This window comes from Heliomarina sp., from assembly GCF_052826185.1.
Genome location: NZ_JBRBUI010000055.1, coordinates 80,796 through 103,985 on the forward strand (window position 1 = coordinate 80,796; position 23,190 = coordinate 103,985).

22 protein-coding genes are annotated in these 23,190 nt (G+C 61.7%); 16 read left to right on the forward strand and 6 right to left on the reverse strand.

What is annotated here, in order from left to right; translation table 11 throughout:
• Positions 1–30: 30 nt before the first annotated feature.
• Both ACU0FH_RS23280 and ACU0FH_RS23285 read right to left on the reverse strand, forming a co-directional pair.
• Complete coding sequence (locus ACU0FH_RS23280; RefSeq protein WP_446197082.1) at positions 31–924, reverse strand: LysR substrate-binding domain-containing protein; 894 nt, start codon at positions 922–924, stop codon at positions 31–33.
• Between the two features lie 132 nt (positions 925–1,056).
• Positions 1,057–2,022: a helix-turn-helix transcriptional regulator gene (locus ACU0FH_RS23285; RefSeq protein WP_446197083.1), complete on the reverse strand. Its 966-nt coding sequence runs from the start codon at positions 2,020–2,022 to the stop codon at positions 1,057–1,059.
• A gap of 128 nt (positions 2,023–2,150) precedes the next feature.
• Between ACU0FH_RS23285 and ACU0FH_RS23290 the strand changes: the two genes are divergently transcribed.
• Both ACU0FH_RS23290 and ACU0FH_RS23295 read left to right on the forward strand, forming a co-directional pair.
• A complete protein-coding gene (locus ACU0FH_RS23290) occupies positions 2,151–4,259 on the forward strand; it encodes a TonB-dependent siderophore receptor (protein WP_446197084.1) in 2,109 nt (702 codons plus the stop codon).
• Between the two features lie 20 nt (positions 4,260–4,279).
• Positions 4,280–5,122, forward strand: a complete 843-nt coding sequence (locus ACU0FH_RS23295) for an alpha/beta hydrolase (RefSeq protein ID WP_446197085.1) — start codon at positions 4,280–4,282, stop codon at positions 5,120–5,122.
• Here the strand turns inward: ACU0FH_RS23295 and ACU0FH_RS23300 are convergent.
• Positions 5,119–5,721, reverse strand: a complete 603-nt coding sequence (locus ACU0FH_RS23300) for a LuxR C-terminal-related transcriptional regulator (RefSeq protein ID WP_446197086.1) — start codon at positions 5,719–5,721, stop codon at positions 5,119–5,121. The genes ACU0FH_RS23295 and ACU0FH_RS23300 overlap by 4 nt on opposite strands.
• A 101-nt stretch (positions 5,722–5,822) precedes the next feature.
• Here ACU0FH_RS23300 and ACU0FH_RS23305 point away from each other — a divergent pair, with 101 nt between their 5' ends.
• The 6 genes from ACU0FH_RS23305 (at position 5,823) to ACU0FH_RS23330 (ending at position 11,478) form a co-directional block, all read left to right on the forward strand.
• Positions 5,823–7,022: a substrate-binding domain-containing protein gene (locus ACU0FH_RS23305; protein ID WP_446197087.1), complete on the forward strand. Its 1,200-nt coding sequence runs from the start codon at positions 5,823–5,825 to the stop codon at positions 7,020–7,022.
• Positions 7,023–7,085: 63 nt separating this feature from the next.
• Complete coding sequence (locus ACU0FH_RS23310) at positions 7,086–7,850, forward strand: ABC transporter ATP-binding protein (protein ID WP_446197088.1); 765 nt, start codon at positions 7,086–7,088, stop codon at positions 7,848–7,850.
• A complete protein-coding gene (locus tag ACU0FH_RS23315) occupies positions 7,847–8,551 on the forward strand; it encodes an ABC transporter ATP-binding protein (RefSeq protein ID WP_446197089.1) in 705 nt (234 codons plus the stop codon). The genes ACU0FH_RS23310 and ACU0FH_RS23315 overlap by 4 nt, the downstream gene beginning before the upstream one ends.
• A gap of 13 nt (positions 8,552–8,564) precedes the next feature.
• The gene (locus ACU0FH_RS23320) at positions 8,565–9,554 is read left to right on the forward strand and encodes a branched-chain amino acid ABC transporter permease (RefSeq protein ID WP_088634644.1); all 990 of its coding nucleotides are present in this window, start codon (positions 8,565–8,567) and stop codon (positions 9,552–9,554) included.
• 11 nt (positions 9,555–9,565) lie between these two features.
• Positions 9,566–10,639, forward strand: a complete 1,074-nt coding sequence (locus ACU0FH_RS23325; RefSeq protein WP_446197090.1) for a branched-chain amino acid ABC transporter permease — start codon at positions 9,566–9,568, stop codon at positions 10,637–10,639.
• Positions 10,636–11,478, forward strand: coding sequence for an alpha/beta fold hydrolase (locus ACU0FH_RS23330; RefSeq protein WP_446197091.1), 843 nt, complete (start codon positions 10,636–10,638; stop codon positions 11,476–11,478). The genes ACU0FH_RS23325 and ACU0FH_RS23330 overlap by 4 nt, the downstream gene beginning before the upstream one ends.
• Positions 11,479–11,484: 6 nt before the next feature.
• Here the strand turns inward: ACU0FH_RS23330 and ACU0FH_RS23335 are convergent, their stop codons facing one another.
• Positions 11,485–12,054, reverse strand: a complete 570-nt coding sequence (locus ACU0FH_RS23335) for a LuxR C-terminal-related transcriptional regulator (protein WP_446197092.1) — start codon at positions 12,052–12,054, stop codon at positions 11,485–11,487.
• A 99-nt stretch (positions 12,055–12,153) separates the two neighbouring features.
• Between ACU0FH_RS23335 and ACU0FH_RS23340 the strand changes: the two genes are divergently transcribed.
• Together ACU0FH_RS23340 and ACU0FH_RS23345 are read left to right on the forward strand one after the other, a co-directional pair.
• Positions 12,154–13,323 (forward strand): acetyl-CoA acetyltransferase, encoded by a 1,170-nt coding sequence (locus ACU0FH_RS23340; protein ID WP_446197093.1) that lies wholly within the window; start codon positions 12,154–12,156, stop codon positions 13,321–13,323.
• 5 nt (positions 13,324–13,328) lie between these two features.
• Positions 13,329–14,849: a class I adenylate-forming enzyme family protein gene (locus ACU0FH_RS23345; RefSeq protein ID WP_446197094.1), complete on the forward strand. Its 1,521-nt coding sequence runs from the start codon at positions 13,329–13,331 to the stop codon at positions 14,847–14,849.
• Between the two features lie 15 nt (positions 14,850–14,864).
• On the opposite strand, the gene ACU0FH_RS23350 is transcribed toward ACU0FH_RS23345, so the two are convergent.
• Positions 14,865–15,542, reverse strand: coding sequence for a GntR family transcriptional regulator (locus ACU0FH_RS23350; protein ID WP_446197095.1), 678 nt, complete (start codon positions 15,540–15,542; stop codon positions 14,865–14,867).
• Between the two features lie 97 nt (positions 15,543–15,639).
• On the opposite strand from ACU0FH_RS23350, the gene dctP reads away from it, so the two are divergent.
• The 5 genes from dctP to ACU0FH_RS23375 are packed head-to-tail and all read left to right on the forward strand — an operon-like array spanning position 15,640 to position 21,312.
• Positions 15,640–16,632: a TRAP transporter substrate-binding protein DctP gene (gene dctP / locus ACU0FH_RS23355; protein WP_446197096.1), complete on the forward strand. Its 993-nt coding sequence runs from the start codon at positions 15,640–15,642 to the stop codon at positions 16,630–16,632.
• A complete protein-coding gene (locus ACU0FH_RS23360) occupies positions 16,629–17,228 on the forward strand; it encodes a TRAP transporter small permease (RefSeq protein ID WP_446197097.1) in 600 nt (199 codons plus the stop codon). The genes dctP and ACU0FH_RS23360 overlap by 4 nt, the downstream gene beginning before the upstream one ends.
• Entirely contained in the window at positions 17,228–18,547 is a 1,320-nt protein-coding gene (locus tag ACU0FH_RS23365) for a TRAP transporter large permease (protein WP_446197098.1), read from the forward strand. The genes ACU0FH_RS23360 and ACU0FH_RS23365 overlap by 1 nt, the downstream gene beginning before the upstream one ends.
• Positions 18,544–19,785, forward strand: coding sequence for a malonyl-CoA decarboxylase (locus ACU0FH_RS23370; protein ID WP_446197099.1), 1,242 nt, complete (start codon positions 18,544–18,546; stop codon positions 19,783–19,785). The genes ACU0FH_RS23365 and ACU0FH_RS23370 overlap by 4 nt, the downstream gene beginning before the upstream one ends.
• Positions 19,786–19,800: 15 nt before the next feature.
• Positions 19,801–21,312 (forward strand): malonate--CoA ligase, encoded by a 1,512-nt coding sequence (locus tag ACU0FH_RS23375; RefSeq protein WP_446197100.1) that lies wholly within the window; start codon positions 19,801–19,803, stop codon positions 21,310–21,312.
• Positions 21,313–21,401: 89 nt separating this feature from the next.
• On the opposite strand, the gene ACU0FH_RS23380 is transcribed toward ACU0FH_RS23375, so the two are convergent.
• Positions 21,402–22,022 carry a TetR/AcrR family transcriptional regulator gene (locus ACU0FH_RS23380; RefSeq protein WP_446197101.1) on the reverse strand — a complete coding sequence of 207 codons (621 nt, stop codon included), beginning with the start codon at positions 22,020–22,022 and terminating at the stop codon, positions 21,402–21,404.
• 111 nt (positions 22,023–22,133) lie between these two features.
• Here ACU0FH_RS23380 and ACU0FH_RS23385 point away from each other — a divergent pair, with 111 nt between their 5' ends.
• On the forward strand, positions 22,134–23,189 hold the full coding sequence (locus tag ACU0FH_RS23385; protein ID WP_446197102.1) for a polyamine ABC transporter substrate-binding protein: 1,056 nt from the start codon (positions 22,134–22,136) through the stop codon (positions 23,187–23,189).
• The last annotated feature ends 1 nt before the right edge of the window (position 23,190 follow it).

Consider the following 23,190-nt stretch of genomic DNA (forward strand, 5'->3'; position numbering starts at 1 on the left):
GCGTGGATTCATTCCCCTGGGGAATGATCTTCAGGCATGCCTGTTCCATCCAGCGGCTTCCACAAGGATCCATTCCCGGAACGCGGTCAGCGTGGACAGGTGGCGTTTTTTCTCAGGATGCACGAGGTAATAGGAACCGGCGTTGCGCATGCTGCGTGCAAAGGGTCGGTCGAGTTCACCCGCATTGATATGCTCCTGCGCCATGAAACTCGGGATCAGCCCGACGCCCAGCCCGTAGCGAGCGCCGCGAATGATCATGTCAAAGGTCTCGAACCGGCTCCCGCGAAAGGCATTGGCGCTGTTAAGCTCGCCCTGTTCCAACCAGTGCTGCCAGTCACGCGGACGGGCGCGGTGATGCAGCAGCGGCAGCATCTCGAGTGCGGCCACATCCTCCGGTTCGATCAGCCCCGGTCGGCAGACCGGAATCATGTCCTCGCCGAACAACAGATCCGATGGCCCGCCGGGCCAGGGGGCCTCCGCATAGAAAATCGCCGCATCGATATTTTCCTGCACCATGTCAAACGGCCATTGGCGCGAGGTGACGTTCAGCGAGATTTCAGGGTGCTGCTTGGTAAAGCCGACGATGCGCGGCAACAGCCAGTGGTTCCCGAATGACGGCAGGGTCGCGATGTTCAGCGACAGGCCACCGGGCCGGAAAGCCAGCGTTTCCATCGTCGCTTCTTCCATGATTTCAAGCGCTTCACGAACCCGGCTAAGGTAATGCTGCCCCGCCTCGGTCAGAACGATCCGCTGCCGGACCCGCTCGAAAAGCCGCGTGCCAAGCCAATCCTCCAGCGCGGCGATACGCTTGGACACGGCGGACTGGCTCATGTTCAGCTCTTCCGCCGCGCGGGTGAAACTCCCGTGCCGCGCCGAAGCCTCGAAAACGGTAAGCGAAGGGAGTGAAGGCAGAACACGGCGCATGGCGTTGATCTCAAGTAATTCTATTCAGCAGATCACCAAGCCGCGCAGGCCGCAAGCGGGCTTTCAACGAATTCATACGACACAAACCACATCCGCCCTCAGCGCGAGGCACCGAAGCCAGCAACACTGCCGTTAGCCGGACGAACGATCACCCAACGCCCTGTGGTCCTTCTGCACAAGAGACGGGCTGATCCCGGTTTTCTTCCGATAGGCGGTCGCAAAGGCCGTCGCGGTTTCATATCCGGCCAGTTCGGCGGCTTTGCTGACGGGCATGCCCCGGCGCAGCGCCTCCGAAGCCTGTTCGAACCGTGCCTCGCGCAGTCTTGCCAGAACAGATTGCTTATAGGCTTTCTGAAACAGCCGGCGCATCGAAGACACGCTCATGCCACCAACCGCCGCGATGGCGTCCAGCGCGGGCAGGGGGCCGGAACGGCTTGCAAAGCTCTCCATTCGCAGCAACCGGTCGCGGTCCTGCGGGCGCAAACCGTCGGTCTCAGTCAGCAGCGCCCCCAGAACGTGCCGGATCACCGACATGGCAAGCGTTTCCCGTTCGATCAGGTCCAATGCCTCCTGCGCGGGACCAGACGAGGCTCGCCCGCTGACAAAAGCACTTACTCGCGCCACATCCGCAGGCGCGGCAACCCAGGATTCAAGCCGGTGCAACTGACCGCGCATCACTTCTGACGGGTCTATGCCGCGCTCCTCCAGCCACTCCCATGACAGCACGATTGAAAGTTTCTGCAGACGCTCACCGCGCTCCAACCGCCGGCGGAATTCGGCAGGCCGTGCCAGCGCGCTCATCACGATGCGCACCGGCTCGTCCATCCGGCGTCCGAATTCCAGCACATCCTGTCCGATCATGCCACGAACCCGCCCCTCCAGCACCATGTGCAGAATGACATTCGCCGGGCGCACCATACGGGTTTCGAAATCCGTCTCGACACGGGTGTTCTGGAAATTCACCGTCAGCCCCGAAGGTGTCCGCGTGCCAAACCGGCCGCCCCGCAGAACGATACGATCTTCCGGCAGGGTCGCCCCGAATTCCTGAATCGCGGGCTGCGCATTCTGCCTGATCTGACCAAGGCTGATCGGTGTCATTTAGGCCGTCCCCCAAAGAAACTGGCGGTTTCAAGCATATCTCTGACCGTTTCGAAAAGGTATTCGGCTAGTCTGTCACGGTCCTATCTCTTATTTCTTGATAAAAATAGTAGGAATTCGAGGACACTATGACGCGCCGACTCCCGCATCGCTCAATCCGCCATGTTTTGATGGCAACCACCGTTATCGCCGGGCCCGCACTCGCACAGGACCTGATCGAACTCGATCCGATCACCGTGCTCGGGTCGAGCTATGAGACGGAAGGCACCAACAGCTACACCACTGATCTCATCTCGGTCGGCGAAAAAGCGGCGATGAGCCCGCGTGAAGTACCGCAGTCCACCACGGTCATCACCAGCAAGCAGATCAAGGATGGCGGTTACACCGCGCTCGAAGAGGCGCTGGCCGATACGCCCGGGATCATGATCCTAAACAACAACGTCGGTCGATCCTCGATCTTCTCGCGCGGCTATGAATTCGACTATCTCTATTTCGATGGTCTGCCCGCGCCGGTCAGCTCGATCTACGGCACCCAGCCCGATCTCTCCATCGTCGACCACGTCGAAATCCTCAAGGGGCCTGCCGGTCTCTTCATCGGCACCGGCGAGCCCGCCGGTTCGATCAACATGCGCCTCAAGCAGGCCACCGCGACCGCCTTCCAGGGCTATGCCACGGCGTCGGTCGATTCCAACGGTCAAGCGCGGGTCGAATTCGATGTGTCCGACGCGCTGAACGCCGACGGCACCGTTCGTGGCCGTTTCGTCGCGGCCTATGGCGACGGCGATAGCTTTATCGACGGGGTCGAGAACGGCGTTCAATCGCTCTATGGCGCGCTGGCATGGGACATCACGCCCGATACCACGCTGACCTTCTCGCTCAGCCAGATGCAACGCGACATCGTTCCCTATAACGGTCTGCCCGCCTATGCGGACAATTCGCTGATCTGGACCGATGTGGAAACGACGACGGTTCTCGACTGGAGCAACTTCGAGAACGAAACCGTCGATGCCGTGATCGCGGCCGAGCATCACTTTGACAATGGCTCGCGGATCAAGTTCTCGCTGCGCCATTCTCAGCAGGACGTTGATTTCCTCTACGGCTATTCCGGGTCTGCCGCCGCAGCGGATAACACGATCTCAAGCATCGCATGGCTGGGCCGCGATTTCGATCAGGACAGCCTCGCGCTCGACCTGCATGCGGAAATCCCCTTCATGCTTGGAGGCTGGGACGGTAACGCTATCATCGGTGCCGACTGGCAGCGCGTCGACAGCACCATGTTGCAGGCGCGGGGCAGCATCGCGGGCACATGGGATCTCGACACGTGGAACACCGGCGCCGTGCCGCAGCCGAACGCGGCTTACAGCACCAGCACCGATGCGGATTCCACGTCCAAAGGTCTCTACACGCAGGTCCGCCTGAAACCGATCGAGCCGCTGACCTTGATCGGTGGCGTACGTCTAAGCTGGTACGAAGGCACATCCTCGACCACGACGCTTGCAACCGGGGCGGTTGCCTCCGACACCTTCGACGTCGATGCGCAGGTCACGCCCTTTGCCGGTGTCACCTATGATCTGAACCCGAACACGACGCTCTATGCGAGCTATTCCGAAATCTTTATTCCCCAGTCCAAAGTCGACAGCGCCGGTGGCCTTCTCGATCCGGTCACGGGTGAGCAGTTCGAAATCGGCGTCAAGGCAAGGCTTGGCTATGGTCTCGACGTCTCCGCCGCGCTCTTCGATCTGCGCAAGGTCAACCGTCCGGTTTCCGTCATTGGCACCGGCTATTTCGTGGCCGAGGAGGAAGTGCGCTCGCGTGGTCTGGAGCTGACCGTGGCAGGCGAGGTGATGGACAACCTGCATCTCGCAGGGGGCTACACCTATACCGACACCGAATATCTGAACGGCACCAGCGCCGGTCAGGATTTCTCGACCTACACGCCCGAGCATATGTTCAAATTGGTCGGCAACTACGACGTGACCCAGGGTGCCATGGCAGGCTGGAGCTTTGGGGGTCGCCTGACCGTGCTGTCCGGCTTTTCCTCGCGCGGTGTCGAGGCGCCCGGCTACGGCATCGTCGATCTGATGGCGGCCAGGGATCTGGGCAATGACGTGATGCTCCGCGTCGGTGTCGATAACGTGCTGGATCGCGACTACTACACTCGTGTCGGCAGCTCGACCGTGTTCAACTTCCGGGGTGAGCCGCGCACGTTCAACCTCGCTGTTACCAAAACCTTCTGATGCGCAAACATATCGCAGCCATGGCCACATCTCTCGCAATGATGGGCCTCGCCACCGATATCTGCGCCCAGCAGATCCCGCGCGCCGAGGATTTCGGCGCGCCGTGGCATCCCGCGCAGACAGCCGTCTTCGACATCGGCGCGGGGCTCTCGCAATTCCGCATCCTGCTCTCCATCCCCGATGCGCCGCCACCGCCGAATGGATATGGCATCATCTACGCCATCGACGCGGGCTGGACCTTTGGCACCCTCCGCGACACCGAAAAGATGCAGGCCAGCCATTTCGCCGAATCCGCCGTGCGGCCAACCGTGATCGTCGGCATTGGCTGGCCCACGGAGACGCTGATCGATTTCGACCGGCGCGGCACGGATCTCGTCGGTCCGGAAACATCCGGGCCGGGCAGGGCGGCAACGCTCGCCATGATCCGCGACCAGCTTATCCCGCGGATCGAGGGCAGCCTCAGCATCGACCCGGATCACCGCATGATCCTTGGCCACAGCTTTGGCGGTGTCTTCGCGCTTCAGGCCCGCAACGCGCAGCCCGGATTGTTTTCCCATGTCGCGGCGGGCAGCCCCTCAATATGGACTGAACCCGAGGCGCTGGAAGCATCCGCAAAGCCCGATGGCGCCCCGGTTTTAATCACCGTGGGCGCGCTGGAAACGCCCGAGGCCGCGCTGGCGGCAGGCCAGCCTGCCGACCGGGTCGCCCGCTTGCGCGAACGCGACATGGTCGGGCGGGCGCAGCGCATGGCCGACAAACTCAACGCGCCTTTCATGGAAATCCCCGGCGCGACCCATGGGGCATCCGTCACCGGTTTCCTCGTCCGCGCCGTTAGCTTTCTCTGGCAGACGCCAGTGAACTAGTCGCCGCTGCGCGACACCACGTGATCGCTGCCGATCCCGCCGAGCGAATGGAACAAGCCGCCCGTATTGTTGACGCCGAATTTCTTCAAAAGCTTGGCGCGGTACACCTCGACCGTCCGGTGCGAAATATCCAGCCGTCGGGCGATTTCCTTGCTGGTCAACCCGTCCGACAGGTAAGAGATGATCTCCCGCTCGCGCCGACTTAGCGGCACGTAGGGACGGGTTGTCGACAGGTCGGCAAAGCTCCAGACTGCGCGCATCAGCGGGTCTTCCGGCGTAAAGGAATGGCCCCGCACGCGGCACCAGAACAGGGTGCCGTTCTTCTGGGCCATGATGCGTTCGTCCCAATACGTATTGTTCTCGCGCAACTGCCGCACCCCCCGGTCGCGGATGTTCACGAACTCCTCGTCGCTGGGGTAAAGCCGCGCGAATACCTGATTGCGCAGCTCCTCGCGCTCATACCCGAACATCTCGGCAAAGGCTTGATTACATTCACGAATGACCCGGTTTTCCGTAATCACCAGCCCCACTGGCGCAAAGTCGAAAGCGATGCCTGCAAACTCTCCGGTGGCGAATGCCTCGTCGATACGTAGTTCCACTATATTGCTCCGGCGCGCGCCACGGGTGATCCTGCCACCCAAGGTAGCAGGTGAGAACACGGGTGCAATGCCCGTGCGCTACTGCCGAATGGGAGGATACCATGAATATCATCAAGCGACTCGTCGCAACATTTGCGGTGAGTGTTGCCGCAACCGCCGTCTACGCGCAGGATCCGATCAAGATCGCGCTGATCCACGGCCTGTCCGGTTCCAGCTTTGAGGCTTTCTCGAAACAGGCCCAGACCGGGTTCGAGATGGGCATCGAATACGGCACCGATGGCACCAATGAAATCAACGGGCGTCCGATCGAGCTGATCATCAAGGACACCCAGTTCAAGCCCGACGTCGCCCGCGCCGTTCTGGCCGAAGCTTACGGTGATGACGAAGTTCTGCTCGCCGTCGGGGCGACCTCTTCGGGCGTGACCGTCGGCATGCTGCCGATTGCCGAAGAATACGAAAAGATCCTGATCGTCGAACCTGCCGTTGCCGACAGCCTCACCGGGCCGGACAGCAACCGGTACGTCTTCAAGACCTCGCGCAACTCCTCGATGGATATGCAGGCGCAGGCGCTCGCCCTCCAGCCGGACGAAAACCTCGTCGTCGCCACGCTGGCCGAGGATTATGCCTTTGGCCATGACGGCATCGCCGCGTTCAAATCCGCGCTTGATGGCACTGGCGCGCAGGTCGTGGCCGAGGAATACGTCCCCCAAGGCGCCACCGATTTCACCGCCGTGGCCGAGCGCATGTTCAACGCGCTCAAGGATAAAGAGGGTCGCAAGGTCATCCTGATCTACATCGCGGGTGGCGGCGACGCGCCCGGCAAGATCCAGGCGATGGACCCGTCCCGCTATGACATCGAAATCTCGATGGGCGGTCACATCCTGCCGGTTCTGCCGACCTACAAGCGGTTCCCCGGCATGGAAGGCGCGGTTTATTATTACTACGAGGCCTTTGAGAACCCGGTGAACGAATGGCTGGTGAAAGAGCATGAGGCGCGTTTCGACACGCCCCCCGACTTCTTCACCGCCGGTGGCATGTCGGCCGCGCTCGCCGTGGTCAAGGCGCTGAAAGAGGCGCCCGACTATGAAACCGAGACGCTGATCGAAACCATGGAAGGCATGTCCTGGGACACGCCCAAGGGCTCCATGACCTTCCGCCCCGAAGATCATCAGGCGCTGCAGGACATGCTGCACTTCAAAATCCGCGTCGATGAAGGCGTCGACTGGGCGATCCCGGAAAAGGTCCGGATCATCCCAGCTGACGAAATGGACATCCCCGTCGGCCGCGACAACAACGGCTGATCCAAGCGGCCCGGGCGCGATCCGCCCGGGCCACCCCGTACTCCGATACAAAAGAACACTCACATGAGCGATCCGTCCCTCGTCACGCAGGACCTGACAATCCGGTTCGGCGGCCACGTCGCGGTCAACAGCGTCTCCTGCGCGTTCCGCCCGGGCGAGCTGACCGTCATCGTCGGCCCGAACGGCGCTGGCAAGACCACCTATTTCAACCTGATCTCCGGCCAGCTTGCCGCGACATCGGGCAAGGTCATCAAGGATGGCACCGACATCACCGCGCAGTCGCCCTCGGCCCGCGCACGCCACGGGATCGGCCGCGCCTTTCAACTGACCAACCTGTTTCCGCAACTGACCGTATTCGAAAACATCCGCCTCGCGGTTCAGGCGCATTCCGGCGAGGGCTGGCGCATGCTGCGCCCAGTCAGCCATTTTCGCGCCCTCAGCGAAAAGGCCGAGCACTACCTCGAGGCGACCCGCCTGACCAAGCTTGCCCACCAGACCGCCGCCAACCTGCCGCATGGTGACCAGCGCAAGCTCGAGGTCGCGCTGCTCATGGCGATGGAGCCCGATATCTACATGTTCGACGAACCCACCGCAGGCATGTCGCTCGACCACGCGCCCGACGTGCTCGACCTGATTGCCGGCATCAAGGCCGACAAGACCAAGACGGTCCTGCTGGTCGAACACAAGATGGACGTGGTACGCGCGCTCGCCGACCGCATCATCGTTCTCCATAACGGAGAGCTGCTCGCCGATGGCGCGCCGCAAGAAGTCATGTCAAGCCAGATCGTCCGCGATGTCTATCTCGGCACATCCGAGGGCGTCGCATGAGCCTGTTGACTCTTGACCATATGAAGACCGATATCGGCCAATACGCGGTGCTGCACGACGTGAGCCTTACCGTGCCGGAAGGCGGCGTTTTCGTGCTGCTGGGCCGCAACGGCGCGGGCAAAACGACCACGCTTCGCTCTATCATGGGGCTTTGGAATGCCTCGCCCGGCTCGGTCAAGTTCCGCGGACAGGACATCACCGCGCTTCATACGGCGGAAATCGCCAAGCTCGGCATCGCCTATGTGCCCGAGAACATGGGCATCTTCGGTACGCTCACCGTGGATGAAAACCTCGTCCTCGCCGCCGACAAGGGCCGCATCGACCCGACGCGCCTTAAACGCATCCACACGCTTTTCCCCGCGCTCGAACGCTTCCGCGACAAAAAGGCGTGGTCGCTCTCAGGCGGGCAGAAACAGATGCTCTCGGTCGCCCGCGCCATCATGGAGCCGCGCGAGCTGATCCTGATCGATGAACCGACCAAGGGCCTTGCCCCGGCGATCGTCGATTCAATGGGCGAGGCATTTCGCGAAATCGGGCAGGACAGCACGATCCTGCTGGTCGAACAGAACTTCAACTTTGCCCGCAAGCTGGGCCGCGACATGGCCGTCATCGACGATGGCCGCGTCGTGCACCAAGGCAGCATGGAATCCTTCGCAGCAGATACCGGTCTTCAGGACCGGCTGCTCGGACTGGCCATGTAAGGGAAAGAGGCAAATGGACAGAATATCGGAAATCCTGGGACGCATGGGCGGGGTGAACCTGCTGCCCGTCGCGCTCGCGGCAGTGGCCTTCATCCTGATCGGCGCGCCCTCATCATGGGCCACGCTGACCGTCGCCGGGCTGGCGATGGGCATGATGGTCTTCCTCATGGCTTCGGGTCTCAGCCTTGTCTTCGGCCTGATGGACGTGCTGAACTTTGGCCATTCGGCGTTCGTGAGCTTTGGCGCCTTCATCGCCGCCACCGTCCTCGCGGGCCTCAGCACATGGCTCGCCGCCGACAGCGTCGCGCTCAATACCGCCGCGCTGGTCATGGCGTTTCTGGCCGCGATCCTCTTTGGTCTCGTCGCGGGCTGGTTCTTTGAAACCGTGATCATCCGACCCGTCTACAAGGACCACCTGCGCCAGATCCTGATCACCATGGGTGCGATGATCGTCGCCGAACAGACCATCCTCGCTTTCTGGGGAGGCACGCCCTTTACTGTGCTGCGTCCGCATTTCCTCGAAGGCTCCTGGATCATCGGCGATGTCAGCATCGAGATCTATCGCGGCTTTGCCTTCCTGCTGGGCCTCGCGGTCTTCGTTGGGCTGTACCTCGTGATGAACCGAACCCGCATCGGTCTCCTTGTCCGTGCCGGGGTGGAAAACCGCGAAATGGTCGAGGCGCTCGGCTTTCGGGTCGACCGTCTGTTTATCGCCGTCTTCATGCTCGGCTCCGGCCTCGCTGCGCTCGGTGGCGCGATGTGGGCGGGGTATGAAACCCTGATCACTCCCGCGCTCGGCTCCGAACTGATGATCATCGTCTTTATCGTCGTCATCATCGGCGGCCTCGGCTCCATCGAGGGCACACTGCTTGGCGCGATCCTTGTCGGTCTCATGTCAAATTACCTCGGCTTTCTCGCGCCCAAGATGGCGCTTGCCTCGAACATGATCCTCATGGTGGCGATCCTGCTCTGGCGGCCCAACGGCCTCAAGCCGGCCGTGTGAGGGAGGGAATGATGAACCAGACCCAGACCACCGGCGCCCTGACGATCAAGCTGATCGTCCTTGCCATCGGCGCGCTGCTGCTCTTCGCGCCCTTCCTGTTTCAAGACGTGCGCTCGCTCGAAGTCGCCGCGCGTATCTGTATCTTCATCGTACTTGTCGCAAGCTATGACCTGCTGATCGGCTATACCGGCATCGTCAGCTTTGCCCATACCATGTTCTTTGGTTTCGGGGCTTACGGCGCGGCGATCCTGCTCAAGGGCATGGGACCGGGCTGGACGCCGGTCATCCTCGGCGCGCTTGCGGGCGTAGGCGTGTCGCTTGTCTTTGCCATCGCCATCGGCTTGCTCAGCCTGCGGGTCAAGGCGATCTTCTTCGCGATGATCACCCTTGCGGCAGCCTCGGTCGTGCTGGTGCTGGTCTCGCAGATGTCCAGCCTCACGGGGGGCGAGGACGGCATCACCTACAAGGCACCCGACCTCTTCAAACCGGCAACCAAACTGCTGACCGATGACGAAGGCAAAGTCGTCCGCCTTTGGGATGTCCGCCTGAACGGCAAGCTCGCGGCCTATTACTTTGTGTTCCTCACCTCGCTGATCCTGTTCCTGCTGATGCTGCGCTTTACCACGTCGCCGCTTGGCACCGTGCTGAAAGCGATCCGCGAGAATGAGCAGCGCGCCGAGGCCATCGGCTATCGCGTCGTGGCCTATCGCACCTTCGTCTTCTGCCTCTCGGCCACCATGGCCTCGCTGGCGGGAACGATCTATGCGGTCTGGCTCAAGTATACCGGTCCCGACACCTCGCTCTCCTTTGCGATCATGATCGACATCCTGCTGATGGTGGTGATCGGCGGCATGGGCACCATGTGGGGCGCGGTCATCGGCGCTGTGCTGCTGGTGCTGGCGCAATACTACCTGCGCGACCTGATGGGCGCGGCCTCCGAGGCGATGGCCGGCATTCCCGTTCTGCCGAACCTGCTTGCCGCCGACCGCTGGTTGTTCTGGCTCGGGATCATCTTTATCCTGCTGGTTTATTTCTTTCCCAAGGGCATCGCCGGCACGGCAATGGACAAGGGCGCGGCCAAGTGATCCTGCCCCGATTTACCCTTGTCCCGGTGATGGATCACGAAATCCACGTGACCGAATGGGGCGATCCGTCCCATCCGGCGCTGGTCATGTGGCACGGTCTGGCCCGTACGGGGCGCGATTTCGATGAACTCGCCAGCGCCCTGTCGGATCGCTACTTCGTAATCTGCCCGGATACCATCGGGCGCGGACTCTCAAGCTGGGCCAGCGACCCCGAGGCGGAATATTCCGTCGAATTCTACGCCGGGATCGCCGCCGACCTTCTGGATCACTACGGTATCCAGCGCACCGCCTGGCTTGGCACCTCGCTTGGCGGCATGATCGGGATGCGGCTTGCCTCCGGGCCCCACGCCGACCGTCTCACCTGCCTGATCCTGAACGACATCGGCCCCGAAGTACCCTCCGAGGCCGTCCAGCGCATCACCACCTATGTGGGTGACCCGCCGGTATTCAAATGGCTCTCCGAGGCCGAAACATGGCTGCGTGCAATCTACCGCCCCTTCGGCCCCGCAGGCGATGGATTCTGGAGCCGCATGGCCCGCAACTCCGTGCGCCGTCGCGGTGACGGGCGGCTGACCCTGCATTACGACCCGGAAATCATCGTGCAATTCACCGCCTCACGCGATGAACTCACCAGCTGGGACCGCTACGACAGGATCACCACCCCTTGCCACCTGTTCCGGGGGCGAGAATCCGACATCCTGCCTGCCGAGATCGCGCACCGGATGCTGGATCGCGGCCCGGCACCGGCGCTGACCGAATTCGACTGCGGCCATGCGCCCAACCTCTCGACGCCCGAGGATATCGCTATCGTGCGTCGGGTTCTCGCCGATCTGACCTGACGCGGTCTAAACCGCCACCACGATCTGCGATACCAGCTCGGCGGTGTTATGGACGTTGAATTTCTTCATCAGCTTGGCGCGATGCACCTCGACCGTCCGATGTGAAATGCCCAGCCGCTCGCCGATCTGTTTCGAGGTCATGCCGCTCCCGATCAGCGGCGCGATCTCCTTTTCCCGCGCCGTCAACCGGACCGAACGATAGGGTTTTCCCTCGATCTTCTCGAAGCTCCAGATCATCAGCTCATAGGGATCGTCGGGCGTCAGGGTCGTCCCCTTGGCTCGCGCCCAGAAAACCTCGCCTCCACTTGCCTGCATGAAACGTTCATCCTCGTAATAGCGGCTCTTGCCGCCCCGCATGACCTCTTCGCACTGATCGCCGATCCGCATGAAGTCAGCGGTCGAGGGGTACAGTTTTTGCACCGACCGCCCGATCAGATCGTTCCGTTCGAACCCGAACAGACCGGCCAGCGCGCGATTGATCGTTACAATCCTACGATACCGCGTCATCAGCTGCGCCACCGGCGATTCCTCGAATGCCAGCGCCGCCGCCTTGGCCCGGGTGGAGGTGTCGAACATATGCGCATAAACCTACGTAGTGATACGTAGGTATCTACGTAGTTTCACGGATATTGCAATCTCTCCCACCATGCGATGATCCGCGCAGGAGGATTCACCATGGAAAATATCTCGATCGTTGGCTCCGGCCATACCAAGTTCGGCCGTCTCGACGCGAGCCTCGAACAGATGATCATCGATGTCGTCAAAGAGGCGGTTGAGGAATCCGGCATCGCGCCCGAAGATATCGACGCCGTCTATCTGGGCCATTTCAACTCCGGTCTCGTGCCCGATGGGTTCGCCTCGTCGCTGATCTTTCAGGCCTATCCGGAACTGCGCTTCAAACCGGCGATGCGCGCGGAAAACGCCTGCGCCTCCGGTTCCGCCGCGATCCACGCGGGCATCAACGCCATTCAGGCGGGCAAGGCAAAAACCGTGCTGATCGTGGGCGCCGAAAAGATGACCCACCGCAGCACCGCCGACGTAACCACCTCGCTTGCCGGGGCGGGCTATCAGAACGACCCGCAGGAATCCGGCCTCAGCTTTCCGCAGGTCTTCGGCATCGCTGCCAAGGGATACACCGAACGCTACGGCAGCCCGCTTGACGCGATGGCCAGGATCTCGGTCAAGAACCACGGCAACGCGATGCAGAACCCGCTGGCGCAGATGCAAAAGGAATTCACCTTTGAAGAGGCAAGCCAGGTCACCAACAAGAACCCGGAGATCGCGCCACCCCTGCGACTGACCGATTGCTCGCTTGTCACCGACGGGGCCGCCGCGATCATCCTCACGACCGAAGAAAACGCCGAGAATTTCCCCAAGGCGGTCCGTTTCCGCGCCGCCGAGCATGTCAGCGATTTCCTCCCTATGTCGCGCCGCGATTTCCTGTCCTTCGAGGGGCCGGAACGCGCCTTTAACCGCGCCTATGAAAAGGCGGGCGTCACGGTGAAAGACATCGACTTTGCCGAGGTACACGACTGTTTCACAATCGCCGAACTTCTGACCTATGAGGCCATGGGCCTCGCTGACAAAGGGCAGGGACAACGTGCGCTCGACGAGGGCACCGTCTACCGCGACGGGACGCTGCCGGTGAACCTCTCGGGGGGTCTTAAGGCCAAGGGTCATCCCGTGGGCGCCACCGGCGTTTCCATGCACGCGATCTCTTTCCGTCAGCTGACGGGGCAGGCGGGCGAGATGCAGAAACCGGGCGCGAATATCGGCGCGGTCTTCAACATGGGCGGGGCCGCCGTGGCCAACTATGTCTCGATCCTCGAGACGCAAAAGGCCTGAGCCCCGTGAACATCGCGACCTGGCTATACCAGACCGCGCTTGTCCGGCCGGACGCTCCGGCGATCCGGCTGGGCAACAATCTTTGCGCCACCTATGGCGATTTCGCCCGGTCCGCCGCCCGTATCGGCGTCTTTCTGCGCGACCATCACGGTATCGGGCCGGGCGACCGCATCTCGATCTTCGCCCGGAACGCGCCGGAATATCTCGAACTTCTCTACGGGGTGCTCTGGATCGGCGCGACGGTCGTGCCGGTCAATCACAAGCTGCACTCAAAAGAGGCCGCCTGGATCATCGCCAACGCCGAGGCCCGCATCGTTTTCACGGAAAGCGGCACGGTCTTTTCGTCTGACACGAACTTGCCTACGAACACGCGCGAAGTCTCCATCGGTTCGGTGCCGCCCAATGAACCAAGCGCACCCGTTAACCCGCCCGCAAGCGTCAACGACGATGACACCGCTTGGCTATTCTACACCTCGGGCACCACAGGGCGTCCAAAGGGGGTGATGATCACTCATCGCAACCTGCGCGTCATGGCCATGACCTACCCGCTGGACGTGGACCAGATCTTTCCCAGCGATCACCCGCTCTATGCCGCGCCGATGTCGCACGGGGCGGGGCTCTATAACTTCCACTACGTCCGGATCGGCGCCTGCCACGTCATCCCGCCCTCGCAGGGCTTTGACGCGGCTGAGATAGCTTCGCTTGCCAAGTCACTTGGGAATATCACCTTTTTCGCCGCGCCCACGATGATCAAACGCCTGATCGCCCACGCGCAGCGAACCAACTACAACGGCGACGGCATCCGCACGATCATATACGGCGGCGGGCCCATGTACCTCGCCGATATAGACCACGCGCTTGATGTGTTCGGGCCAAGATTCGCGCAGATCTACGGGCAGGGCGAATGCCCCATGACGATCACCGCGATGAACCGTGACCTCGTTGCCGACACCACTCATCCCGAAGCCATGCAGCGCCGCGCCTCGGTCGGGCTGGCGCAGGCCTGCGTCGAGATCCGCATCGCCGACGAAGACCTCAACGATCTGCCCACCGGTGAGGTTGGCGAAGTCCTCGTGCGTGGCGACACCGTCATGGCGGGCTACTGGCGCAACCCGGAGGCAACCTCTGCCACCCTCGTCGACGGATGGCTGCGCACCGGCGATCTCGGGCGGCTCGATGGCGACGGGTTCCTCACGCTCACCGACCGCAGCAAGGATGTGATCATCTCGGGCGGCACGAACATCTACCCGCGAGAGGTTGAGGAAGCGTTGCTAACCCACAAGGATGTTTACGAAATCGCGGTAATCGGCGCGTCCCACGCTGACTGGGGCGAAGAGGTCGTGGCCTTTGTCGTGCCCCTCGAGGGCACCAAACCAGATGCCGAAGCCCTGACTGACTGGTGCAAGACGCAGATCGCGTCCTTCAAGAAACCATCCCGCTATGTCTTCGTGCCGGACCTGCCCAAGAACGGCTACGGCAAGATCCTGAAAACGCAACTGCGCGCGCAACTAAGCGAACAGTCCTGACCGGCCAATCCGGTTTCAGCCCTGTTGCTCAAGATGCGACATGACATGGTGAAATTTCTCGCCCTGAACCGCCACGTGGTCGCGCAGCAGTTCGGCGGCGCGCTCGGGCGTCCCGGCTGAAATCGCCTCGACGATGGCTTCGTGTTCATCCATCGACTGCTGCAACCGCCCGCGCAGGAACAACTGCATGCGGCGGTAGGGTTTCAGCCGCCGGTGCAGGCGCGACGCTTCCTGTTCAAGGAACCGGTTGCCCGACAGCGCATAGATCAGGTGATGGAACACGCCGTTCTTGAGGTAATACCGGTCGATATCCCCCGTATCGCAGGCCGCATGGCATTCCGCGTTCACCTCGCGCAGCTCTTTGATCGCGGCTTCCGTGGCCCGTTTCGCCGCAAGCCGCCCGCAGACGGCTTCCAGCTCGGCCATGACTTCGAACATCTCGAGGATTTCCACCGGCGAGCTGATTCGCACGAAAACTCCCCGGCGCGGCTGCTGCACCACCAACCCGGATTGAGCCAGCCTGTGAAAGGCTTCGCGGATCGGGGTGCGCGATACATTGTGCTCTTCCGCAAGGCTCGCCTCGTCCAGCCGGGTGCCCGGAGAAAAGCGCCCCGTGAGGATCTGATCCTCAAGTATCTGTGCAATCTGATCCGAGCGGCTGCGCGGTTCGGTGGGCTCGATATCCAATCTCATGCGTCTTGTATACGAAAAGGTTGACAAGGTACGCAATAGCCTGCCTCATTAGTGGATCGGGTGCCAGGAGGAGAACGGCACCCTGGGAGGAGATAACATGACCAGACGTTTTCTTGCGGCGAGCACCCTCGCCGTCATTGCCGCAATGGGCGCTGCCACCGGTGCCTTTGCGGAGAAACTGAAACTTTCGCATCAATGGTCCGAAGGCGATGTCCGCCACAAGGTCGCGCAGATGGTGGCCGATGATGTGGCCGCCGCCGGTGTCGATCTGGAAATCCAGATTTTTCCGAACCAGACCCTGTTCAAGGCGCGCGAGCAATATACCCCGCTTAGCCGGGGCCAGCTCGACATGACGATTTTCCCGCTATCCTATGCGGGCGGCCAGCAACCGGCCTATAACCTCACCCTGATGCCCGGCCTCGTGAAGAACCACGAACATGGCGCGCGTCTCTCGGCCTCTCCTTTCATGGATCAGATCGAAGAAATCATGGCCGGCGATGACGTGAAAACGCTGGTGCATGGCTATCTGGCCGGGGGGTTCGGCTCTAACAAGGGCTGCATCACCAAACCCGCGGATGTGCAGGGCGTGACGATCCGCGCGGCGGGCAAATCCTTTGAGGAAATGCTTGCAGGGGCAGGGGCCTCGATCAGCTCCATGGCCTCGTCCGAGGTCTATTCCGCGCTTCAGACCGGCGTGCTTGACGCGGCCAATACCTCGTCGGAAAGCTTCCTCAGCTATCGTCTTTACGAACAGCTGCAATGCTACACCCCGGCGGGCGATACCGCGCTCTGGTTCATGTACCAGCCGCTGCTGATCAACAAAACCACCTTCGATAACCTCTCTGCCGAACAGCAGACCGCGCTGACCGAAGCCTCGGCCAAGGCGGAAACCTGGTATCTCGAACAGGCCAAGGAAGGCGACGCGATCACCACAAAGGCCTTTGCCGATGCCGGTGTCGAAATCGCCGAGATGACGTCCGAGGATTTCGACGCATGGCGTGAACTGGCCAAGGAAACTTCGTACCCGTCCTTTGCGGGCTCGGTCGAGGGCGGTCAGGACCTGCTCGACATGGCGCTGTCTGTCGAATGAACAAGTCGCCTGCCGCCAATGCGCGCGCGGGCGCGGAAACCGGTGCGCGGGATGGGCGCACCGGTGACCAACCGCCGCTGGCCCTGCGCGCCATCGAAGCTCTTTCCACAATTTTCGGTGTGCTCGCCGCCGTGATGATCCTCGCCTCGGTGCTGATCACCTGCCACATGATCTTCATGCGGGGTGTCATGGGCGTGTCAACGATCTGGCAGACCGAAGCTGTGATCTACCTGATGATCGGTGCCACGCTGCTGGGTCTGCCCTATGTCCAGAAGCTGCGCGGCCACGTAGGGGTCGATCTGCTGCCGCAGATGCTGCCGCCGCTGGGCCGCCGCATCCTCGCGGTGCTCGTGATGCTGGCCACCATCGCCATGACGGGCGCAATGCTCTGGTATGGCTGGGAAATGTTCCATCTCGCATGGGCGCGCGGCTGGAAATCTGAATCGGTCTGGGCCTTCCCGCTCTGGATCACCTACCTGTCGGTTCCGCTCGGTTTTGGGCTCTATCTGCTGCAATTGCTGGCCGATCTCTGGTTCGCTGCCTTCGGCGCGCCTCAGGCCCTCCCGGAACCTCATCCTGAACGGAGCCCCGACTGATGGAGCCTCTGACTCTCGGTCTTCTGGTGGCACTGGCCACCGTCATCGTCCTGTTTTCCGGCGTTTCAGTCGCAGTTGGCCTGCTTATCGTCGCCACGCTGTTCCTGTGGATCTTCGACGGGTCGCGTTCGCTCACCGCGCTGCCAGAGCTGTTCTACGCCGAACTCAACAGCTTTGCGCTGCTCTCGATCCCGATGTTCATCATCATGGGGGCGGCCATCGCGTCGACCCGCGCGGGCCCGGACCTCTACGAGGCGCTGGAGCGCTGGCTCACCAAGGTGCCCGGCGGTCTTGTCGTGTCGAACCTCGGCGCCTGCGCGCTGTTCGCCGCCATGTCCGGATCAAGCCCGGCCACCTGCGCCGCCATCGGCAAGATGGGCATCCCCGAGATGCGCCGCCGCGGCTATCCGCCCGAGGTCGCTGCCGGGTCCATCGCGGCGGGCGGCACGCTCGGCATCCTGATCCCGCCCTCGGTCACCATGATCGTCTACGGCATCGCCACCGAAACCTCGATCGGGCGGCTGTTCCTTGCGGGCGTCCTCCCGGGGCTGCTGCTGACGCTGCTCTTTATCCTATGGGCGATCTTCGACACCTGGCGTCGCGGCGCGGCAAGCGCGGCGCTTGCCTCGGCCAGCTACACATGGCGTCAGCGGATCGAGATCTTGCCTCGCGTTCTGCCCTTTCTCGCGATCATTGCTGGCGTGCTCTATGCGCTTTACGGCGGCATTGCCACGCCCTCCGAAACCGCCGCCGTAGGCGCGCTGCTCTGCATCTTCGCGGCCATCGTGATCTACCGGATGTTCAACGGGCGCGATCTCTGGGTCGTCCTGCGCGACAGCACTCGTGAAAGCGTCATGATCCTGTTTATCATCGGCGCGGCCGGCGTGTTCAGCTTCATGCTGTCCTCGCTGTTCGTCACCCAGTCGGTGGCCCAATGGATCGCCGCGCTCGAGGTCAATCGTTGGGTGCTGATGGCGGTCATCAACCTCTTCCTGCTGGTCGCCGGGTTCTTCCTGCCGCCGGTGGCTGTGATCCTGATGTCGGCCCCGATTCTGCTGCCGATCATCACCTCGGCCGGGTTCGACCCCTATTGGTTTGCGGTGATCGTGACGATCAACATGGAAATCGGGCTGATCACGCCACCGGTCGGGCTCAATCTTTACGTCATCAACGGCATCGCCCCCGATATTTCGCTCAAACAGGTGCTCTGGGGCTCCATGCCCTTCGTCGGCTGCATGATCCTTGCTATCGTATTGATGTGTCTTTTCCCGGGTCTGGCCACCTGGCTGCCCGAAGCCGTCATGGGGGTAGCGCTGTGAGCCTTTTTTCCGATGTCCTGACCAGCGTGTTTTCCCGCAATACGAGGCGGCAGCTTCTGTCCAAGAACGACAGCCGCAGCACCGAGGCGCTGATCGCCGACCTGCTCTCGGGACACGGCGAGATTTCGGGCATGACTACGGCGGCGCAGATCCTCGACCGCTACGGCGCGCTGGACGATGACGGCAAGCTGGCCTTCTTCGACCATATCTCGGGCGCGCTCGGGGTCGACATTCCCCGCTTGCGCGCCGCGCTCGATGCCTTCGAATCCGAACCGGATGCCAAAACTTACGGCGAATTCCTCAGATCGGCGGAACCGACCCGTCAGGAACTGGCGCGCCGTCTCAACCGCGTGCCCGGGGCGACCACGCAGCTTGTCGAAATGCGCAGCGATCTTTTGCGGCTGATCCCGCGCAACGACCCCCGGGCCCGTATCGATCTGGATTTCCAGCATCTTTTCGCCTCTTGGTTCAATCGTGGTTTCCTGGTCCTGCGTCGGATCAACTGGGAAAGCCCGGCCCATATCCTAGAAAAAATCATCGAATACGAAGCCGTCCACGCGATCCATTCTTGGCAGGACCTGCGCCGCCGTGTCGAACCCTCGGACCGGCGCTGTTTCGCGTTCTTCCACCCTGCCATGCCGGATGAGCCGCTGATCTTTGTCGAGGTCGCACTGACCAAGGGGATCCCCGGTTCGGTCCAGCGCCTGCTGGCCGAAGACCGCGACGCGCTCGCCGCGGAAGAGGCCGACACTGCCGTTTTCTACTCGATCTCCAATTGCCAGTCGGGCCTTGCCGGGATCTCCTTTGGCAACTCGCTGATCAAACAGGTGGCCGAGGATCTGGCGGCGGAACTGCCCAATATCACCACCTTTGTCACGCTCTCGCCGATCCCGACACTCAGCCGCTGGATGAAGGAGGAAGGCATCGACGCCGGCAAGCTTGACGAGGGCGAATTGCAGGCGCTGGCCGCGCGTTTCCTGTTGACCGCCAAGCGACCCGATGGCATGCCCTATGACCCGGTGGCCCGGTTCCACCTTGGCAACGGGGCCTATGTCCATGCCGTCCATGCCGGGGCGGATACATCGGAAAAGGGCATGTCGGAAAGCCGGGGCGCCATGGTGAATTACCGCTACGAGGCCGAAAGCTTCGCCGAGAACCACGAACGTTTCGCCGCGCATAAGGAAGTTGTGGCAAGCAAGTCGGTCCGCGCGCTGGTCAAGACGGCCGCAGCGGCCTGAAGGGAGATAAGAGAATTGCCAAACCCATTATTCGACCGGCTCTTCGCCCCTCTGCAAGGGCGCGGGACGGCCTTCCTGACACTGGCCGACGGCCAGCAGATTTCGGGGGATGCCTTTCTAAAAATGGCCGCGCAACAAGCCAACGCGCTGGTTGGTGCCGGTCTGAAACCGGGTGACCGTCTCGCGGTTCAGGTTGAAAAATCGCCCGAGGCGCTTGCGCTCTACGGGGCCTGCGTCATGGCCGGGGTGGTTTTTCTGCCGCTCAACACCGGCTACAAGGCAGACGAACTCGCCTATTTCATCTCTGACAGCGAGGCCGGCGCGGTGATCTGCGACCCCGCCGATCAGGCCGAGGTTCAGGGCATCGCCGGGGGCGTGCCGGTGCTGACGCTCGACGCCAAGGGGCAGGGCAGCCTGACCGATGCGGCCGCCAACCAGCCCGACAGTTTCGATCCTGTGGATCGTGCCGAAAATGACCTCGCCGCGCTGCTTTACACCTCGGGCACAACGGGTCGGTCCAAGGGCGCGATGCTCAGCCAGGACAACCTTCTTTCCAACGCGCTGATCCTGACGCAGGAATGGCGATTTACGGCGGATGACGTGCTGCTGCACGCGCTGCCCATCTTTCATACCCACGGGCTTTTCGTGGCCTCGAACGTGATGCTGGCCGCGCAGGGGTCCATGATCTTCCTGCCGAAGTTCGATTTGGATGCCGTGCTGAAATTCCTGCCGCAGTCGACCTCGCTGATGGGCGTGCCGACTTTCTACACCCGGCTGCTTGGCGACGACCGGTTCGACCGCGATCTCTGCAAGGGCATGCGTCTTTTCACCTCCGGCTCGGCGCCGCTTCTCGCGGAAACCCACTGCGCTTTCGAGGCCCGCACCGGTCACCGCATCCTTGAACGCTACGGCATGACGGAAACCAACATGAACACCTCGAACCCTTACGACGGCGACCGCCGCGCCGGGACGGTGGGCTTTCCGCTGCCGGGGGTCGAACTCAAGATCACCGATCCCGAAACCGGTGAAACACTGCCCGACGGCGAGGCCGGTATCATCGAGGTGCGCGGTCCGAACGTTTTTCAGGGTTACTGGCAGATGCCGGAAAAAACCGCCGCCGAACTGCGCGAGGATGGTTTCTTTATTACCGGTGACATCGGACAGCTTGACGATGACGGCTATGTGCAGATCGTTGGCCGCGCCAAGGATCTGATCATCTCCGGCGGCTACAACATCTACCCGAAAGAGGTCGAACTGATCCTCGACGAACAGCCCGGCGTTCTGGAATCCGCCGTCATCGGCGTGCCGCATCCGGATTTCGGCGAAGGCGTCGTCGCCGTCCTCGTCGCGCAGCCGGGCAAGACCCCGGACGCCGACGCGATCCGCGCCGATCTGGGCGACCGTCTTGCCAAATTCAAGCAGCCCAAGGTGATCGAACTGGTCGACGAACTGCCGCGCAACACGATGGGCAAGGTGCAAAAGAACCTGCTCCGCGACCGTTTCGCCGGGGCATTCAAAGCCGGTTAACCGGTCGGCAGGTTCGTCGAAATGGCACCCCTCTGATGTACGGGGGGTGTACAGGGGGTGTACAGGTTGTGCCCCCCGTTTTTCCGCCTTTACGCGGCCCCGATCAGCGGCTGCACCACGGCGCGGGTCTGGCGCAGCACCCGGTCTTTCAGTTCATCCAGGGTAAAGGTTTCGTCGATTGAATACTCGGTGAACATGGCGTTCAGATTGTTGAAAATCACTTCGCCCATCGCGCGGGTATCCATATCGGCGCTCAGACGGCCGTTCTCCTGCAAGACCTCCAGCAATCCGCAGACCTGCGCACACAACCCCTTGTCCAGCTCGCGGTACCGGATCGAAAACGGCGACTGGCCTTCCTGAATGGCCGCCGCCATCGCGGTGCGCCACATTTCCTTGCTAAGGTAGACAAGCGAGTGGTCATAATAAAGGCGGGTGAGCGCCATCAGCGCCTCGACCGGGTCTTCGGGCGGATCCTTCAGGATGGAATCACCTTGCTGAAGCACTTCCTCCACCTCCATGCTGACCGTTGACAGCAACAGGTCTGCTTTTGTTTTGAAGTAGTTATAGAAGGTGCCAACTGAAACTTCCGCGCATTCGGCAATCTGGTTGATATGAACTTCCTGATACCCGCTCTGCTTAAAAAGTAGGCTCGAGGCGGTGAGAATGCGTCTGCGACGATCAGCTTTCTGTTTTTCTCTCAACCCGGCCATAGGCTTGTCCTTGTGTTTGAAAAATTAGTGTTGACTACAAAACTGAACCAGTTCAACTTTTTTCTTCAGTAAGCGCGTGTAAAGCGTTTCAAACAACCGGGAGCTGCCTAAATGTACCTCAAATCTACCACCGCCCTGACCGTCGCCGCGCTGACGCTGGCCGCCACACCGTCGCTGGCCGCCGAGGATCTGAACGCGCTGATCTGGTGCGACCACGCCGATCCGAAACTCCTCGAACCCTTTGAAGAGGCACATGGAATCCGGGTCAACGTCAAGGAATACGAAGGCACCGCCGCCGGTCTTGCGCTGCTGGAACAAAGCCGTCCGGGCGACTGGGACGTGATGGTGATCGACGGTGTCGACGTGGGCCGTCTGGTCGAACGCGACCTTGCCGAACCGCTCCCGGTCGAAGAAATGCACACCGGTGATTACTTCCCGCAAATCGTGCTTGAGGACAACAACACCGTCGATGGTGTCACCTATGGGGTGACTGAGAAATTCGGTTACAACACAATCGCTTACAATAAGGCCAATGTCGATCCCGCCGATATGGAATCGATGAAGGCGCTGTGGTCGGGCAAGTATGACGGTCGCATCGCGATCTATGACTACTACCTGCCGGTCATCGGACTCGTCGGCATGGCACAGGGCGTCGATACGGCCGATCTCAACGCCGACAACCTCGAAACACTGCGTGAGCCGCTCATGAGCCTCAAGGCCGCGTCGCGCCAGGTCTCGGACGTTGTCGCCAGCCAGACTTCTCTCGCCACTGATGAAGTCGACATCCTCGTCGGCGGTGGCGAATGGCTGACCGCCGTGCTGAATGCCGACAATCCGGATCTCGACTGGACCATCCCCGAAGAGGGCGGCCTGCTCTGGAGCCAGTCTCTCGTCGTGCTGAAAGACAGCGAAAACAAGGATATGGCCGTCGAGTTCGTGAAATACGTGACCTCGCCCGAAGGTCAGGCGCGTTTGGCGACCTCGGAATGCTACTGGGGGATGCCCGCCAACTCCAAGACCGCCGATGTTCTCAGCGACGATGAAAAGGCAGTTCTGCGCTGGGACGATCAGGCAACCTATCTCGAGCGCGCCCAGCTCTACCCGGTACCGGATGCCGATCTCGACTCGGCGATGCAGGACCTCTGGACCGATATGATCCAGAACTGAT